This is a genomic window from Ensifer sp. GW821-FHT05G01 (genome assembly GCF_059419585.1).
On the sequence record NZ_JBWKSC010000011.1, the window covers coordinates 165,058 to 179,364 of the forward strand.

The 14,307-nt window shown below is 59.6% G+C and carries 13 protein-coding genes and 1 pseudogene; 8 read left to right on the forward strand and 6 right to left on the reverse strand.

Features of this window, described 5'->3' with window-relative positions; translation table 11 throughout:
- Positions 1-617: 617 nt before the first annotated feature.
- A complete protein-coding gene (locus AC07UR_RS24635; RefSeq protein WP_173422112.1) occupies positions 618-1,007 on the forward strand; it encodes a hypothetical protein in 390 nt (129 codons plus the stop codon).
- A gap of 231 nt (positions 1,008-1,238) precedes the next feature.
- On the opposite strand, the gene AC07UR_RS24640 is transcribed toward AC07UR_RS24635, so the two are convergent.
- The gene (locus AC07UR_RS24640; protein ID WP_173422290.1) at positions 1,239-1,733 is read right to left on the reverse strand and encodes a YciE/YciF ferroxidase family protein; all 495 of its coding nucleotides are present in this window, start codon (positions 1,731-1,733) and stop codon (positions 1,239-1,241) included.
- A 205-nt stretch (positions 1,734-1,938) separates the two neighbouring features.
- Positions 1,939-2,610: a hypothetical protein gene (locus AC07UR_RS24645; RefSeq protein ID WP_173422113.1), complete on the reverse strand. Its 672-nt coding sequence runs from the start codon at positions 2,608-2,610 to the stop codon at positions 1,939-1,941.
- Positions 2,611-2,886: 276 nt separating this feature from the next.
- On the opposite strand from AC07UR_RS24645, the gene AC07UR_RS24650 reads away from it, so the two are divergent.
- Entirely contained in the window at positions 2,887-4,281 is a 1,395-nt protein-coding gene (locus AC07UR_RS24650) for a sensor histidine kinase (protein WP_173422114.1), read from the forward strand.
- Positions 4,278-4,934 (forward strand): LuxR C-terminal-related transcriptional regulator, encoded by a 657-nt coding sequence (locus AC07UR_RS24655; RefSeq protein WP_173422115.1) that lies wholly within the window; start codon positions 4,278-4,280, stop codon positions 4,932-4,934. The genes AC07UR_RS24650 and AC07UR_RS24655 overlap by 4 nt, the downstream gene beginning before the upstream one ends.
- Here AC07UR_RS24655 and AC07UR_RS24660 read toward each other — a convergent pair.
- Positions 4,924-5,400 carry a hypothetical protein gene (locus AC07UR_RS24660; protein ID WP_173422116.1) on the reverse strand — a complete coding sequence of 159 codons (477 nt, stop codon included), beginning with the start codon at positions 5,398-5,400 and terminating at the stop codon, positions 4,924-4,926. The genes AC07UR_RS24655 and AC07UR_RS24660 overlap by 11 nt on opposite strands.
- A 139-nt stretch (positions 5,401-5,539) precedes the next feature.
- Entirely contained in the window at positions 5,540-5,842 is a 303-nt protein-coding gene (locus tag AC07UR_RS24665; protein ID WP_173422117.1) for a hypothetical protein, read from the reverse strand.
- A gap of 239 nt (positions 5,843-6,081) precedes the next feature.
- Between AC07UR_RS24665 and AC07UR_RS24670 the strand changes: the two are divergent.
- Positions 6,082-6,863, forward strand: a pseudogene (locus AC07UR_RS24670) (IS5 family transposase).
- Positions 6,864-7,196: 333 nt separating this feature from the next.
- Positions 7,197-7,400, forward strand: a complete 204-nt coding sequence (locus AC07UR_RS24675; protein WP_173422118.1) for a cold-shock protein — start codon at positions 7,197-7,199, stop codon at positions 7,398-7,400.
- A 356-nt stretch (positions 7,401-7,756) separates the two neighbouring features.
- Here AC07UR_RS24675 and AC07UR_RS24680 read toward each other — a convergent pair whose 3' ends face one another.
- Together AC07UR_RS24680 and AC07UR_RS24685 are read right to left on the reverse strand one after the other, a co-directional pair.
- A complete protein-coding gene (locus tag AC07UR_RS24680) occupies positions 7,757-8,866 on the reverse strand; it encodes a sulfite oxidase (RefSeq protein WP_210264543.1) in 1,110 nt (369 codons plus the stop codon).
- Between the two features lie 210 nt (positions 8,867-9,076).
- The gene (locus AC07UR_RS24685; RefSeq protein ID WP_173422119.1) at positions 9,077-9,748 is read right to left on the reverse strand and encodes a DUF938 domain-containing protein; all 672 of its coding nucleotides are present in this window, start codon (positions 9,746-9,748) and stop codon (positions 9,077-9,079) included.
- A 272-nt stretch (positions 9,749-10,020) separates the two neighbouring features.
- On the opposite strand from AC07UR_RS24685, the gene AC07UR_RS24690 reads away from it, so the two are divergent.
- From AC07UR_RS24690 to AC07UR_RS24700, 3 genes are all read left to right on the forward strand, one after another.
- Positions 10,021-10,686: a CBS domain-containing protein gene (locus tag AC07UR_RS24690; RefSeq protein ID WP_173422120.1), complete on the forward strand. Its 666-nt coding sequence runs from the start codon at positions 10,021-10,023 to the stop codon at positions 10,684-10,686.
- Positions 10,687-10,751: 65 nt separating this feature from the next.
- Positions 10,752-11,780, forward strand: coding sequence for an alcohol dehydrogenase AdhP (adhP, locus tag AC07UR_RS24695; protein WP_173422121.1), 1,029 nt, complete (start codon positions 10,752-10,754; stop codon positions 11,778-11,780).
- A gap of 54 nt (positions 11,781-11,834) precedes the next feature.
- Entirely contained in the window at positions 11,835-14,291 is a 2,457-nt protein-coding gene (locus AC07UR_RS24700) for a phosphoketolase family protein (protein WP_209792532.1), read from the forward strand.
- The last annotated feature ends 16 nt before the right edge of the window (positions 14,292-14,307 follow it).

Here is a 14,307-nt window from a genome sequence, read left to right on the forward strand (position 1 = left end):
CTGGCATCGGGCTCGACCCTGTCAGGCACCGTCGAAGGATACTCCCGCGTTGTTGCGAAGTCAGTGCTCAACGGGTCGATGTGGGCGCGCATGCGCAGTCGCATGAAATCATTTGCTACTGCCACTTCGGGACTACGCTAAGCGCAGCAACGGCTGCCTCTACCATCAGATCAACCTTGATCGAGTGATCGCCAAGAGTGCGCTGGCACCCAATGCTGCAACTAGGCTTGGGTGCTCGGCAGAACGGTGTCGGCAATTAGATGTGGAGCTCACCAGGATGCTCCGGTTGAAACCGAGGCGAGAAGTCGTACATGGGTCCTGTTATGCAGATACATTTTGCGATGTTCTTTTGCTCGGCCCGCGCGCAATTCCATCCGGTGACCCTCCCTCACTTTACGCGTCCCCCTCGAAGCATGTCACCCGCGAGTCCCTAAGGACGAGTTCCGGCTTGTCGAGCGAGCGCGACCACCGCTTCGCGATCTATCGCGAGATCAGCCAAATCCGCCTGCAACACCCGTCCACTTCCAGCTCTATTTATCGGTCGACCCGAACAACAACGTCACCATCACTTGACGCATCCGCACACTGCAATACCTTCCGTGAAGGGGGGAACAAGTATGCTCAATGAACCAGTTGACCAAAGTAACGTCGAGGACGTCATTGAGCCTGGCACCCGCTGGCTTGTGCCACAAAGCGTCGCGATAGAGATCCTTCATCCTTCGTTGCTTACAGCGCTCGAGCAACGAGGCGATACGAATGACTTTCAGGGCTTTATCACGCGGATCTACGACATGCCGCACGATATTGCGAATGGCTCCTTTCACATTGCCGTCAATCTGACAACGTCTGAGGCCGTGGGGCTGCACACCGTCAGTATGGTACTGGGCGAGAAGTATCGCGAAGAAATCGAACTTGCGATCGGACCAATCTGGGTCGATGCCGGCGGAGAAGACGAGGCGGCGACGGAACTGTACGCAATTCTGAAAGATGTCGGACGCCTCGCCTGAACTCCATCATCAAATGTGGGCGGTCCCGCGGAACTGGCAGCGTGCGGGCATCTCGTGTCCGGGTCGTCGGATTAGTCTGGCTGATCACGACGGTTACTTGATCGCTCACTTGCCGGCTTTGTGGTGTCTGCTCCTGCGCGAGCCCGCGCTATGAAACGCTGACGTGAGCAAGCAGCAGCCCGCCGCGAAATATGAAATGGAAAAGGGCGGACATTGCCGCCCTTGTTATTACTATGCGGCTTTGAAGCGCGCCGAGGTCTTGTTAATCGATGTGACGGCCAAGTTGGTGAGCTTGTTGTTGGTCGCCTTCTCCTGGTCGAGGATCTCGCTCAAAAGTTTGTGCGCCTCATCATGGCCGAGGTCCTTTGCCCATTCGCGAAGCGAACCATAGCGGGCGATCTCATAGTGTTCGACAGCTTGGCAAGCAGCCAGAAGACCGGCGTCAAGTGCCGTCCCTTCAGCCTCTTTCATCAAGCCGTCGGCCTCCTTGATCAGACCTTCGATGGCATCGCATTTTTCGCCGGATGCCGTCTTGCCGATTGACTTGAAGACCTGCTCCAACTTCTTGATCTGCTCTTTCGTTTCCGAAAGGTGGTCCTCGGCTGCCTTCTTCAGTTCGGCGCTGTTTGCGGCCTTGGCGACCTTTGGAAGCGCCTTGGTGATGGCGTTCTCGGCAAAATAAACGTCCTGCAGCGTGTGTTCGAAAATATCAGCCAGCGATTTCATAAACGTTCTCCCTTGATTGTATGCAGGGGAGAAAGCATCCAAATGCGAAATCGTTCCAGTTCGCCGGTCTAAAATGCGGTGCGCCAGGGCGACGGGGGGCAAACCGGAGCAATGCCAGCAAGAACGCCGAGCCCCAGTTGTCCACCACGACAACTGGGGCTCGGCGAATATCGGCTTGGGTCTACCTGGTTGGCCAACCGGCCTGTTAATCCACGGACGGGGGAGGAAGCGTGTCGCGGATCTGGTCTATCTTGCCAACCTCGGGTCCAACTCCAAGAATATCCTTGGCTTCGTCAAGCACCTCATCGGTAACGATGCCATCCTTCGTGAAGCTGGCCAGCGCATCGCGCAATGCCTCGTCGCTGAGAGCCGGGTCACTTGGGATGGCGTCGACGCCGTTCTCCGCTTCGAACTCGGCGTAGGCCATCGCGTACGCAGAAACCGCAGCCATACGCGGATCGTTCGAGTTGATATAGGCGTGATAGTTGCGGTTCAGCGAGCGTAGCCCCGGAGTGCCGACGCCGGCACCGACCGGTTCCGCCTTGGCCAGCTTGTCCGCTTTGGCAGGTTTTCTTGTTGTCTCGGGTGATTTGTCGCGTGTGAAGAACGACTTCAACGTCGACTTGTCGCTGGCTTTGCTGGACCGGGAGTCCTTGTTTGCGCGCGCGGCTTCCGATTTCCCATGGCTGGAACCTGAGCCCCCGCCGTGGCTGCCGCCATTTCCGTTGCCGCTCCCACCACCTCCACCGCCACCGGAATTGCCATGGCCGTCCTTGGCAAGGGCAGTGCCCGGCGCGCCGACCATCCCGCCCACCGGAAGAGTTACGGCCAAACTCAGCGCCACGACGCCACGAGCGATTGCTTTGTTGAAAACCATTAGAATTCCTCCTAGGATCGCCGCGGCACAGGGGGTTGACAAAGGCCGGGCTTGTAGAAGGTCCGAACTTATCTTGGGCAAAAGTGAGCGGCTATGCCCCCCGGACCATTGCTGCAGCCGATCGGACCTTGGTCCTATCCGGCAGACAGCCAAAGGTCCGACAAGGATTGAGAACCGATCCACAGCATTGACCGGCCTGTCCAAGCGGTTAGGCTATCGTGGGTTTGTTGTCCTACAACGACGCTGGCAACCCAGCGGTCGATCCCGGGAAGTCTCTTGCGCGCCAACCAACTCATCAAAAATTGGAACTCCCGATCGCTGGCGAGTCAGTTCCTGCTGATAGGTGGCCTCGTTGCAATCTCTGCAATGGTGCTGGTCGGTGCGTTTGTTTCACGCATTATCGAGGAGGCGGTCACGCGGAACTCCGCCGCAACCACGGCTCTTTATGTGGACAGTGTGATCGCACCGCTATTGCCCGATATGCAACGGACACAGGTGCTTGACGGTGCAGTTGCGCGCGCACTCGACGAAACGCTTGGCCAAGGAGCACTGGGGGACCGCCTTTTGTCCTTCCGGCTGTGGCGGGCAGACGGGACGGTCCTCTATTCCAGCGACGAGGCTCAAGTTGGAAAAAGGCTCGAACTCAGCGACGAGCTTCGAACGGCGTTTTCGGGCAGCATGGTGGCGCTGTTCGATCAATCAGGGGAGCAGCCCGACAGACGCCCAGCCGACATGCCGGTCCTTGAGATCTATAATCCGGTGCTGCAACCGTGGTCGGGAGCCGTCGTCGCCGTCTCGGAGTTTCATGAAGTCTCCTACGACTTTCAACACGGCCTGAAGCAAGCGCGGTTATATACCTGGCTGGCGGTCGCGGCATTTACCCTCGCCTTTTTCGTGGTCCTTTCCGCGATCGTGCTGCGAGGCAGCCGGACGATTGAAAGCCAGCGCCACGCGCTCAAGGAGCGGATCGCGGAGCTTTCGACGCTGCTTGAGCAGAACGAAGGGTTGCGCGCGAGACTTCAGCGCGCCTCGCAACGCACGACTGCGCTCAACGAAAGCCATCTGCGTCGCATCGGCGCTGATCTGCACGATGGGCCGGCTCAGTTGCTGGCCTTCGCTTCCCTGCGGCTCGACAGCGGTGCTTTCACCAACCCGAAATCGGCACGCACCGCACGCGAGCGCGTCATAGGCGAAATCAAGGAAAGTCTGGATGAGGCGATGCAGGAGATCCGGACGATCTGCAGCGGCCTCGTCCTGCCGCAGATTGAGACCGCGACCCTGCCCGAGATCTTGAAGCGGGTGGTTCACGCTCATCAACAGCGAACGGGGACGATGGTGCAGCTGTCGATTGTCGACCCACCGGCTGATATCTCGCTTTCGGCAAAAATCTGCATATACCGGTTCGTACAGGAAGCCCTCAACAACGCCTATCGTCATGCCAGAGGCGCCGGACAACGTGTCTTGCAATCGGTGACGGGTGACTACGTGACGATCGAAGTCGGCGACAATGGACCCGGCTTCGACCCCGATCGCGTCGAGCCAACCGGACTTGGTCTTGAGGGATTGAGAGAGCGTATCGAGAGTTTGGGCGGAACCTTCGAGATTATGGTCTCTACCTCCGGCACTCTCGTTCGTATGACAATCAGCACCGAGGAGACAAAAGCGGCATGACGACAGCGATACGCGTGGCCGTGGTCGACGACCATCCCTTGTTTCGAGAGGGCGTGACAAGGAGTCTGCTGGAGATCGGTGGCTTCGAGATCGTTGCTGAGGGGAGTTCCAGGGACGAAGCCCTGCTTATTGCCGAGAACCTACGTCCGGACGTCTTGCTACTGGACATCTCGATGCCCGGGGGCGGTTTGAACGCAATCCTCCCGATCCTCGAGTTGTCGCCATCACAGAAAATTATCATGCTGACCGTTTCCGAGACCAGCGACGATGTCACCGCGGCCCTTGACCGAGGCGCGCTCGGATATGTCCTTAAGGGGGTCGGCGGTCGAGCGCTTGCGGAAATCATTCGCGGCGTCGCGACGGGCGAAAGCTACGTCACTCCCGCACTCTCGGCCAAACTCCTTTCCAACCGGGCACGCGCGACAACAAACCTGACGGCCCTGGTCGCCAGCCTGACCCCGCGCGAACACGAAGTGCTGCAGTTTGTCGCCGCAGGCATGAGCAACAAGCACGTCGCCCGGAAGCTCGACCTTCAGGAAAAAACAGTAAAGCACCATATGACGCAGATCATGGCCAAACTCGGTGTCACCAACCGGACTGAGGCCGCCATGCTACTGCGCGACGCGGCCGATTGGCGTCCTCTCACGGAGTGAGGGACTTAATTCGTTTCATGTCGGCCAGCGTCGCCCTTCGGTTGATGATCATGCGCCCACGTGCATCCTTCATGATGTAGCGGCCGTCACTGATCTCCTCGCTCATGCCATCGGCATGACGCACGCCGATCCTGGCAGCACCGCCGCCGAGAGCGGCTCCCCCACCCCTGGCGCCCGTCGAACTGCCACGAGCATTGCCCCCGCTCGATTTTTCATTTCCGGATCTGCCCCCTCCGTTACCTCCGCCATTTCCTCCGCTATTGCCTCCACCGTTTCCACCACCGTTGCCCCCACCGTTACCGTTGCCACCGCCGTTGCCGTTGTTGTCCCCGCTCTTGGCGAAGGCCTCCTGGGGAACAAGCTGAAGAAGCGAACCAGCGGGCTGGAGCTTATAAGGAAACGCAAGGGTAGACAGACAAACAACCGTCGAACAGGCTGCGGCAAGTAACTTCCGACGCGTAGACATGGCATTTCCTCAGATCAGAATTTCACCCGGCCTTCGACAGGTTGTCGCGATTGTGCGATCTCCGCTATCTGACCAACCCCCGAATATGCCCGTCCCAAATACCCGCCTCGATAAACCAGGGCAATGAAGGCACGACGTTTCAAGGCTCCCCCGACCAATGCAATCCAGCAGGCAGTTGCCCCGATCCATCCGTGCTTCCGGCCCGATCCTTCATGTCGAGGGCTGACATCAACCGTTCTTCAATAAGGCGGCAAAGGATTTCAAACTCGCGGATCGTTTCTTGCCGCGGCGGTTTTTCGGCATGCAGTCTGTGCAGTTCCATCACTGCCACGCTATAGGCTTGCCATACGTCGAGAAAGGTCTCCAGATCATGGATTTTGCTTGCTGGCGCTTGTCGAACCGGCAGACAAAGAAATTGGCGCAGTGATTTCTTGATCGACATGTTCGCGACACCAGCCCGGCAGTGTACTCAGCGTGCGTAAGAAGCGGGTTGCTGTCAAAGCGGACTGAAGTCGGATGATAGATAGGACCAAAGTCCGCCAGCGCGGCACGCCCGACATTTTCGCAATATGGGTTGCGCGTCGACACCAGATTGTCTGGACGGCGTCATCGTCTGGGTTCCCTAGGGTCGATCGACATTCAGGATTCCCAAATCACTTGAATGCTGATTCATAGGACACCGTGTTGGAACACGGAGGTCTTTGGATAGCTGCCAGTCGGTATGAGTTGAGCGATGTTCAGTGGGCGAAGATTGCGCCTCTGTTGCCCGGCAAAGCTGGTGATCCAGGGCGCACCGGCTCCGACAACCGTCTGTTCATCAATGGCTGCCTATGGGTTTTGCGCTCTGGCGCACATTGGCGCGACCTGCCGGCACGCTATGGAAAATGGAAGACAGTGCATAAGCGCTTCAGCCGCTGGTGCCATGCCGGCATCTGGGAGCAGGTGTTCGAGACGCTGACGGCCGATCGGGACAATCAATATCTGATGATCGACAGCACAATCGTGCGTGCTCATCAGCAGGCAGCATCGGGAAAAGGGGGGCCAAAGATCAGGCGCTGGGGCGTTCCCGAGGCGGGCTGACCAGCAAAATCCACATGCTGGCCGATGCCTTGGGCAGGCCGCTGCGTCTTATCGTTACCGCTGGCCAGGTCGGCGACATCACCCAAGCACCGGCACTTCTGGTGGGACAGAGCGGTGATGCCGTGCTGGCCGACAAAGCCTATGACAGCAACGCTTTGCGGCAAATCATTGCCAGCATCGGAGCCGAAGCGGTCATCCCGTCAAACCGCTCGCGCAAGATCATCATCCCCCACGACGAAGCCGCCTATACACATCGCAACCGCATCGAGCGGTGCCTCAACCGAATGAAGCACTTCCGCCGCTTTGCCACCCGATACGACCGCAGAACAATCCACTTCGAAGGTTTCCTCTATCGCCTCGCCGCTATGTTTTGGCTGAGGTGAATGTCGATTCGTCCTAGCATTTCCGATTGTGCCCTGCCGCCCACACGAGATTGGGAGCTCAGGCCATCCGCCGCCTGCTTTACGAAGATGCTGAACGGCGCCGGCCGGCCTGTTATGAGCGCTCGCATTTTTTGCAACGAAACGCCCATTCGCGCGGATTCGCATCAACCACCAGACCGAGCCGAGCCCATGCCTACCCATCCCGAGCCGCTTCCGCTCGCCTCCCTCGAGTCCGAAATTGTCAGTGCTGGTGCATGCGTGATTGCCGCCAGGGCCGTCGCTGGATAAGGTTCTGCGGTAAAACGCAGAACACTCAAGCTGACAAGGATGACTATGGCAACCGGTACTGTTAAATTCTTCAACCAGGACAAGGGTTTTGGTTTCATCACGCCCGATAACGGTGGACAGGACGTTTTTGTCCATGTGTCGGCGCTTGATGGCGCAACCTCACTGCGCGACGGCCAAAAGGTCAGCTACGAGCTTGGCCAGGACCGCAAGACCGGAAAATCGAAGGCCGAGAACGTCCGGTCAGCCTGAACGTCGTATCCTACACCTCGGGAATTCGCTTCTTTACGTTCCCTACCTGCCCGGCCGCGCGAGCGGCCGGGCATTGGGACACCTCTTCGCAGGTTCTCAATCTCGTAAGTGAAGGTTGGGCGGGCCTGACACGTCCCAGCCAACCGCATCAGTCTAGTGGCTGCGATGAATCGAAGTCGGGGACTAGGAAGCGTCCGTGCCTGGTGCTCCGGCGCGGTCGGTCCCGTTGCCTCCAGGGCTGAAAGCGGACATTGTTTCCGCTTCGCGCCCTTATAATGGTCGTCGCGCCGCCGGCCGCCGTTGTGGCAACGCGGTTCGCAGGTGCGCCAAGCCGCCATTCCGCACCGTGCGGGTGATTAGATCACGAACTCCTCCTCATACGTCTGTGGCTCGGGAACGACCGTAACCTCCACCGGAACGATCCAATTGGCCGCGTAGCTCTCGCAGTCGGAACGCTGCAGGTCGGGCTGCACGCACCCCGCCCCATCGATCGCGCGGCATCGCAGTTTATATGGCCCCACTTCTTGAGGGGTCCACATGTACTCCCACAAGCGCCATGCAAAGGGATGTTCTGTTTCGAGGAGCCTTGCCTCGCGCCAACCCCTACCATCTCCGGTGCAGACCTCCACCTGCCGGATAGCAGCCTCGCCGCTCCAGGCGGCTCCGAAAATCCGATACGGTTGGCCGGCGATGAGACGCGCCCCCTGCACGGGTCGCGCGATCTGCGCTTTGACCTCCATCTCCGCGAGAGGGACCAGCCTGGGTTCCCCGAGGTTGCGCTCCCAACGGAAGTAGTCCCGCGCCTGCCAGTAGCCAAGGAACGGTTGTTCCAGAACCGTGATATGCGTGATCCACTTGACCCAAGCCATGCCGTACCAGCCACCCACGACCGCGCGTAGCGGGTAGCCGTGATCGCGCGTAAGCGGCTCCTCGTTCATCGAATAGGCAAGGATCGTGCTGTCCGCGATGGCCTTCTCAAGCGGTAAACTGCGGGCAAAAGCGATGGGGCCGGGAGAAGCCGTCTTCCTGTTCGTGTCGACGACGCCGCTGTCTGCGCCTACGAGCAGAACCTCACGTGCGGTTCGCTTAACGCCCGCCATTTCCAAAATCTCGCGCAGAAGAACACCTGTCCACGCAGCGTTGCCGACGGCTCCGTTCTGCCATTGGAGCCCCTCCTTCGGGGGCACATAGTAGACGCGGCCGTTCCCGGCGCACTCGACGACGGCGGTGAGCGTCGTGCTCCGCATCGCCTTGATGCTGTCGAGGTCAAGTTCGATCGGCCGCTCCACCGCCCCGCCAACGTGCAACCTCCAGTCTCGCGCATCGAGGTCCGGCGCGGGGAAATGGTTTCGCACGAAGAACAGCCCGGTTGGGATCAGCCAATCGGAGAGCGACGCAAACGGAAACTCGGTGTTCTGTGGGGATTTCTGTCGAACGATCAGACTGGGTTGCTCTTGTGTCGGCATAGTCCTGGTCTCCCCTTCCAAGAGCACACACAACGCGGCACTCGCTCGCGCGAATTCCGCTTCGATGACACCGCCCCTCGCAGTGCGTCTCGCGTTCCGCCTTCGGCCGCACTCTAGCACATACCGCGCGGTCCTCGGATCGACCTCGAACGGAACCAAAGGGCGCGAATGCTGCTATAGGCCCACGTCTCTTTTGCGCCCACTTGTCGTTCAAGCACTACCGCTGGCGAAGACCAGCAACCGATTGTTGGTAGGCATCTCGATCGTCTCGCGGAGAGTAAGTCCAACGGCCTCACCAACTTGTTCAAGATCAGCGATATCACGCACACCCCAGGATGGGTTGCGCTCCTTTAGAGCCGCATCGAAAGCAGCGTTCGAGGGGGCGTTGTGTGCCCCCTTGCACATGAATGGGCCGTAGAGAAGAAGAAGCCCACCAGCGTGAAGCAAACGGCCAGCTCCTGCGAACAGTCCTAAGCTTGCCGCCCATGGCGCGATATGGATCATATTGATCGACACGATGGCGTCAAAATGCCCCGCTTGTTCGACGCCCCATTGTCCTGAGCACACATCAATATCCCGCGGTGCCAGCACATTCTTCAGCCCTGCGTATCTGATCCAGCTAGACGTGCTGGTGCGGGCGTCGGCATCCGGATCGCTCGGCTGCCAGGTGAGGTTGGGCATTGCTTTCGCAAAACACACGGCGTGCTCGCCGGTCCCGCATCCAATCTCCAGCACGGCGCCACCTGCTGGAAAGACACGTTTCAGGACCGCTAGGATCGGCACCGAATTCCGCGCAGCGGAAGGTGAGAACATGCGCTTGTCGGCGCTTACGTCGCGCTGTTCCAGCGCAACAGGCGAACGGTCCTTCTGCTCTGGGGGCATTGGCCTTGAATCCCCTTTGGGCGATGTCCCCCATCTTATAGCTGAAATGATGGGACTGAAACCAAGGAGTTCGGGCTAAAGAATGGTGTCGTCAGTACGCGCGTACACCTCGGAGAATGTGACATTCTCGTGAAAGATGCATTCTGCATCGCCTGCTCCGGTCAACAAGGAATAACCGGTCCTAAGCGAACAGGTTGTCGAACGACTGGGATGGGTTTACGTTACCCGTCCTGATGACGGTGCCAACAAGTCCTATCGGGGGTTGGATCGACATGCTCGCCCAGGATGTGATGACGACAGTTGTCGTCAAGCTTTCACCAGACAACAGTGTCAGGCAAGCAGCGCAGATCATGCTCGACAATCACGTTAGCGGCCTCCCGGTCGTTGACGATGACGGGCATTTGGTGGGCCTGATCACGGAAGGCGACCTGATCCGCCGGATTGAGCTTGGCGGCGGTGTGCCTGTTATAGATGCCTCCCTAACGACCGAAGTCAGGGCTAACGCCTATCTGCGGCGGTCGTCGTGGAGGGTTGGCGACGCGATGACCGCTGATCCCGTAACGGTCAATGAAGACGCGTCCGTTTCGCGGGTGGCGGCGCTGATGCAGGAACGCGGCATCAAGCGCATTCCCGTCCTTCGAAACGACGTTCTTGTCGGCATCATCAGCCGCGCCGATCTGTTGCAGGCAATCCTGTCGGCAAGACATGACGAGACCGCATTGGGCGACGATGCGATCCGCCGCAGCATTCTGGTTCGACTTGGAGAGAACACGGGCCTTGAAGGGCTGGATGTCACAGTCGCGGTCAGCGATGGCGTCGTGCACCTGTGGGGCAACGTCGAAGCACCCGAATGCCGAAGGGCCGCACGCATACTCGCAGAAAACGTTCGCGGCGTCAGAGGCGTGGTCGAGCACTTCCCGGAACCGTATCCGCACTAGCACGGTACCTTCCCTTCCTATCCTCAATGCATCTTCTGGGTCTACCAAGCTGGAGGAACATGGAAATGGCAAAGACAATGAAGGCGGCTGTCGTACGGCAGTTTCGCGCTCCGCTCGTTATTGAGGAGATGACAGTTCCAACGCCCGCACCGGGGCAGATACTGGTCAAGTACGAAGCGACTGGCGTGTGCCATACGGATCTGCATGCGGCAAACGGCGACTGGCCGGTAAAGCCGTCGCCACCCTTCGTACCCGGACACGAAGGTGTCGGCTTCGTCGCGGCCGCAGGCACCGGCGTGAAGAGGGTGAAGGAGGGTGACAGGGTCGGCGTCCCCTGGCTGCACTCCGCGTGTGGCTATTGTCCCTATTGCAGAACCGGCTGGGAGACCCTTTGTGGCTCGCAGACCAACACCGGATACTCCGTCAACGGCACGTTTGCAGAGTTTGGATTGGCCGACCCTGATTTTGTCGGCAGCCTTCCCAGGAGCCTGGAATTCGGCGCTGCCGCGCCCGTCCTCTGCGCGGGGGTGACCGTCTACAAGGGGCTGAAAGAGACGGAAGTTCGCCCGGGCGAATGGGTGGCCGTCTCAGGCATCGGAGGACTTGGTCACATGGCGGTGCAGTATGCCAAGGCCATGGGCATGAACGTTGTCGCCGCCGATATTTTTGAAGAGAAACTGGCCCTGGCCAAGCAGCTTGGCGCTGACATCACCGTCAACGGCAAGGCAAAAGACGCCATCGAGCAGGTAACGCGCGCCACAAATGGCGGCGTTCATGGGGTCCTTGTGACCGCCGTGTCTCCCATCGCCATGGAACAGGCCTTCGGCTTCCTGCGGTCGAAGGGGACGATGGCACTTGTCGGCCTGCCTCCAGGAATGATGTCGCTGCCTGTGTTCGAGACGGTCCTCAAGCGCATCACCGTGCGCGGATCGATCGTCGGCACCCGCCAGGACCTGGAGGAATCCCTGCTGTTTGCGGCGGAAGGAAAGGTGAAACCTCACTTTTCGTGGGAGAGCCTCGAGAACATCAACGACATCTTCCATCGGATGGAAGCAGGCAAGATCGACGGTCGCATCGTTCTGCGACTGCACTAACGCGTCACAGTCAGCCGAAAGTCCAAGCAAAGTCTTGTCGACCGGGAGGGTCAGATGGTCACGCCAGACACAGCATCGATGAACGAGGCAGCATCCGCAAAACCGGCAAAGCCACTAACGGCAGACGAACTTCGCCTGATGGATGCCTATTGGCGGGCCTCGAACTATCTTTCGGTCGGCCAGATCTATCTGCTCGACAATCCGCTCCTGAGGAAGCCCCTGAAGCGAGAAGACATAAAACCACGCCTGCTCGGCCACTGGGGGACTTCGCCCGGCCTCAACATGCTCTACGTGCATCTCAACCGGATCATCAAGCGCGACGACCTCAACATGATCTACGTGATCGGTCCGGGACATGGCGGGCCATCGCTTGTGGCCCATGCCTATCTCGAGGGGACGTACAGCGAGTTCTATCCCAACGTCAGCCAGGATAGCGAAGGCCTGCAGCGGCTGTTCAAGCAGTTCAGCTTTCCCGGCGGCATTCCGAGCCATGTGGCGCCGGAAACGCCGGGCAGCCTCCATGAGGGCGGCGAGCTCGGCTACGCGCTCAGCCATGCCTATGGCGCAGCTTTCGACAATCCCGACCTCATCGTTGCCTGTGTCGTCGGTGACGGCGAGGCCGAGACCGGTCCACTGGCGACGGGATGGCAAAGCAACAAGTTCCTGAACCCCGCTCGCGACGGCTGCGTCCTGCCGATCCTGCATCTGAATGGCTACAAGATCGCCAACCCGTGCTTCCTCGCCCGCATCCCGCATGACGAGCTCCGCAAATTCTTCGAAGGCATGGGCTACAAGCCATATTTCGTCGAAGGCGATGACCCGGCAAGCGTTCACCAGCAGCTGGCAGGCGTGCTCGACACGGCCATGGCCGAGATCCGGCAGATCTGGGATGACGCCCGAAAAAGGGGGAATGTGAAACGACCGGCCTGGCCGATGATCGTCTTCCGCACACCGAAGGGGTGGACCTGCCCGGACGAAATCGACGGCAAGAAATGCGAGGGCTACTGGCGAGCGCATCAGGTACCGATGGGCGAGATGAGCAAGCCGGAGCACATTCGCATCCTGGAACAATGGATGAAAAGCTATCGCCCGGAGGAACTCTTCACCGACGAAGGGCGACTGAGACCGGAACTTGCCGCGCTTGCACCTACGGGCCACCGCCGGATGAGCGATAACCCGCATGCCAACGGTGGCTTGCTGCTGCGCGATCTGAAGATGCCGGCCTTCCGCGACTATGGCGTGGATGTCCCGCAACCCGGCGCGACCACGGTGGAGGCCGCCCGCGTCATGGGCACGTTCCTAAGAGACGTGATGAAGGCCAACATGAACAGCCGCAACTTCCGCCTGTTCAGCCCCGACGAAAACAACTCCAACCGCTGGCAGGACGTGCTCGAGGTCACCAACCGCTGCTACATGGCGGAGATCTACCCCGAGGATGATCATCTATCCCCGGATGGCCGCATCATGGAAGTGCTCAGCGAGCACCAGTGCCAGGGCTGGCTCGAAGGCTACCTGCTCACCGGCCGCCACGGGTTCTTTTCCTGCTACGAGGCCTTCATCCACATCATCGATTCGATGTTCAACCAGCATGCCAAGTGGCTGAAGGTCTGCAACGAGATCCCGTGGCGCCGGCCGGTGGCGTCGCTGAACTATTTCCTGAGCTCGCACGTGTGGCGCCAGGATCACAACGGCTTCAGCCATCAGGACCCCGGCTTCATCGATCACGTCGTCAACAAGAAGGCAGAAGTCGTGCGCGTCTATCTGCCGCCGGATGCCAATACGCTGCTTTCCGTCACGGATCATTGCCTGCGCAGCCGCAATTACATCAACGTCGTCGTGGCGGGCAAGCAACCAGGGCCGCAATGGCTGACGATGGAACAGGCCGTGCGCCATTGCGCCATGGGCGTCAGCATCTGGGATTGGGCAAGCAACGACGAAGGCAGCGAGCCGGATGTCGTCATGGCCTGCTGCGGCGACGTCCCGACGCTCGAGACCTTGGCGGCGGTGCAATTGCTGCGCGAGCACCTGCCGGAAGTGAAGGTGCGTGTCGTCAATGTCGTCAACCTGATGAAGCTGCAGCCTGCCGAAGAGCACCCCCATGGCCTTTCAGACCGGGATTTCGATGGCATCTTCACCCGGAACAAGCCGATCATCTTTGCCTTCCACGGTTACCCATGGCTGATCCATCGCCTCACCTATCGCAGGACCAACCACGGCAACCTGCATGTGCGCGGCTACAAGGAGGAAGGCACGACAACGACGCCGTTCGACATGGTCGTCCTCAACGAGCTCGATCGTTTCCACCTGGTCAGCGATGTCATCGACCGCCTGCCGCAGCTCGGCGCTCGCGCCGCCTATTTCAAGCAGGCCATTCAGGCCAAGCTGTTCGAGCACCGCGACTACATCGAGAAACATGGCGACGACATGCCGTCGATCACCGGCTGGAAATGGGGCGTCAAAGCTTCGGGACAAACAAAGGCATCGACGTCGACGGAAGGTGACAATGTCTAGTTTTGATTGAAGGGTC